The sequence below is a fragment of the Kitasatospora sp. NPDC052896 genome (assembly GCF_044547075.1).
Classification (GTDB): domain Bacteria; phylum Actinomycetota; class Actinomycetes; order Streptomycetales; family Streptomycetaceae; genus Kitasatospora.
Genome location: NZ_JBITZU010000085.1, coordinates 1 through 1,082 on the forward strand (window position 1 = coordinate 1; position 1,082 = coordinate 1,082).

Genomic DNA, 1,082 nt, shown 5'->3' on the forward strand with positions numbered 1-1,082 from the left:
CCGAGCTGAACGCCCGCGCCAACCGCCTCGCCCACCTGCTGATCAGCCACGGTGCCGGCGTCGAGCGAACAGTGGGCCTGCTACTGGAACGCTCGATCGACATGGTCATCGCCCTGCTCGCCGTCCACAAGGCCGGCGCGGCATACCTGCCGATCGACCCCGAATACCCGGCAGACCGCATCACCTACATGCTCGACGACGCCGCACCGGCACTCCTGCTCACCACCCAGAACACCCTGAACGCACTCCCCGGCCCGATCAACGTCCCCATCGCGGTACTCGACCGAGCCGACACCATCGAACAACTGGCCGCACACGCCGACAGCAACCCCACCGACGCCAACCGGACTGCCCCACTGCTTCCGACGCACCCGGCCTACGTCATCTACACCTCCGGCTCCACCGGCCGCCCCAAGGGCGTCGTCGCACCCCACCAGGGTGTCGTCAACCGCCTGGCCTGGATGCAGACCGACTACACGCTGCAGCCACACGACCGGGTCCTGCAGAAGACACCGTTCGGCTTCGACGTCTCCGTCTGGGAGTTCTTCTGGCCCCTGCTCAACGGCGCCACCCTCGTCGTCGCCCGCCCCGACGGCCACAAGGACCCCACCTACCTGGCCAACCTGATCCAGCACCAACAGATCACCATCACCCACTTCATCCCGTCCATGCTCCAAGCCTTCGTGCAGGAACCCACAGCGGCCCGATGCACCACCCTGCGCGCAGTGTTCTGCTCCGGTGAAGCCCTCTCCGCCGATCTACGGGACCGCTTCCTGCAGATCCTGGACGTACCGCTCCACAACCTCTACGGCCCCACCGAGGCATCCATCGAGGTCACCGCAGCACAGTGCCTGCCCGGAGCACACGGCACCGCAGCCCCCATCGGCCGACCCGTCACCAACACCCGCACCTACATCCTGGACCCGGCCCTGCAGCCGGTCCCCGTCGGCGTCACCGGCGAGCTCTACCTCGCCGGCGTCCAGCTCACCCGCGGCTACCTCAACCGCCCCGCCCTGACCGCCGAACGCTTCATCGCCTGCCCCTACAGCACCAAGGGCGAGCGCATGTACCGCACCGGCGAC

The 1,082-nt window shown here is 68.0% G+C and carries 1 protein-coding gene; it reads left to right on the top strand.

Annotated features, from left to right (window positions below):
• Nucleotides 1–1,082 (top strand): amino acid adenylation domain-containing protein (locus ACIGXM_RS37435; RefSeq protein ID WP_396568589.1); only part of this gene is annotated, 1,082 nt, incomplete at both ends.